2 protein-coding genes are annotated in these 1972 nt (G+C 38.0%); one reads left to right on the top strand and one right to left on the bottom strand.

Features of this window, described 5'->3' with window-relative positions:
* A partial coding sequence (locus WBM49_RS05270; protein WP_424371015.1) for an MlaD family protein occupies positions 1–1013 on the top strand: 1013 nt, incomplete at its 5' end.
* A 567-nt stretch (positions 1014–1580) separates the two neighbouring features.
* Here WBM49_RS05270 and WBM49_RS05265 read toward each other — a convergent pair.
* A complete protein-coding gene (locus tag WBM49_RS05265) occupies positions 1581–1967 on the bottom strand; it encodes a DUF302 domain-containing protein (RefSeq protein WP_424371016.1) in 387 nt (128 codons plus the stop codon).
* Between the last annotated feature and the right edge of the window lie 5 nt (positions 1968–1972).

Raw genomic sequence — 1972 nt, 5'->3', positions numbered from 1 at the left:
AGAAGACTAATAATAACGGCATGGAAAAGACAACATCAGAAAAAATAAGACTAGGGATTTTTGTAATTGCAGGAACCCTGTTATTGGTCATTGCAGCTTATCTCATTGGTAACCAACAGAATCTTTTTGGTGACACCATTAATATTTACACCACTTTTAAAAATGTAAGTGGCCTGCAAAAAGGGAATAATGTACGCTATTCGGGCATTAATATTGGTACAGTAACAGGCATCGAAATGAAAAACGATACCACTATACGGGTACGAATGGTCATTCAGGAAAGCATGCGCGATCATATCAAAACAAACGCTGTCGCAGCCATCGCCACTGATGGACTTGTAGGTAGCATGATCATCAATATTGTTCCGGGGGGCGTTACGGCACCTTTGGTTACATCGGGCGATGAAATTCAATCACTTAGCCGCATTGCGACTGCCGATATGCTCAGTACGCTGAGCGTTACCAATGAAAATGCAGCCTTGCTAACCGAAGATCTTCTAAAAATAACAGCATCCCTGAACAGTGGAAAAGGAACACTGGGCAGATTACTGAATGACACCATTATGGCCAAAGACCTGCAGCAAACAGTAATCAACTTAAAAAATGCAAGTAGCAGCGCAAATATGACCATCCACGAGCTTAACAGTATCGTAAAAAACATCGATGTTGAACATAGCGCCCTGGGTATGCTACTGAATGATTCCCTTTCGGGGAAACAGCTAAAGAACGTTATTATTAATCTGGAAGCCACAAGTATAAAAATTCAATCCATGACTCAAAATTTGGATAGTTTGACTTCTAAAATAGCAAAAGGCGACGGTGCATTAAATTATTTGACCTCGGATACTGTTTTGGTTAACCAATTACAAAGTACCATACAAAATGCAGAGCAGGGCGTGGAACGGTTCAATGAAAATATGGAAGCCTTAAAACATAATTTTTTATTCCGGGGGTATTTTAGGAAGCTCGAGAGGCAGGAAGAAAAGGATGCAAAAACCAGGAATCAGAACTAAAATAATCTGCCGGAAAAGCGAATTGAGAATTTAAATGCAAAATAAACAAAAAAATCTCCAAACTGATCCAGGTCATTTTCAATCTGAATTCAATACCGTACTTTAGTAGTATAAATAAAAGTGATATAATTCTTTGAAATTATATAAGTATGTTGGGTTTTTGATTCGTGGGGAAACAAAAATCCAATGAAAAAGAAAAGGAAGAGGTCATGAACCCCTTTACACCTTTTGAGTGCTGAAAGAGTTTAGCAATAGATTCTGGTAAGGGCCAGTATAAGCGGTCATTGGGATGAATAAAATCTTCCTGGAATCCGGGATGTTTAACAAAGTATCCCGGATTCTTTTAAAATATTTACGGTAAGGGTTCGTATTGGTTTTGTGAAGATTGCCACTCTGGCATTTTAGCAATAAGATGATTCAGGGAAAGATCGGATGCAAATAACAATAAGAACACTTCAAAGAAAACAGGAGGCCCCAAAACCTCCTGTTTTTTATAGTTGACTATTTGGTTGTTTTTAATGATCTGCTACGCTGAAAGGTTTTTTCTACACCGTGATATTCCGTATACTATAGACTATCGATTGCATTTTTGAGTTTAGATGTTATTTCTTCGGCAATATCGTTGAGGTTATCATTTTTGACAGCCATCATAGAGGCCATGGGATTGATGGCGGCCACTTCAACGGTGTTCGCATCTATCTGTTGGACAATGACGTTGCAAGGCAGCATAGTACCAATTTTGTCCTCAGCTAGTAAGGCCTTATGTGCAAAAGGAGGATTACAGGCTCCTAATATTTTATAGTTGCGGAAATCTATATCCAGTTTTTTTCTTAAGGTATCCTTTATGTCTATTTCCGTCAAGATTCCAAACCCCTCTTCCTTCAGAGCTTTTGTAACTTTAATAATTACCTCTTCAAAACCCATTTTCAGTTCTTTATTAAAATAGTATTTCATATCTC

Origin of the sequence: Muriicola sp., assembly GCF_049669965.1 — a bacterium.
GTDB lineage: Bacteria > Bacteroidota > Bacteroidia > Flavobacteriales > Flavobacteriaceae > Muriicola.
The sequence above is the reverse complement of the archived record's forward strand: the minus strand, read 5'-3'. Positions and strand labels throughout refer to the sequence as shown.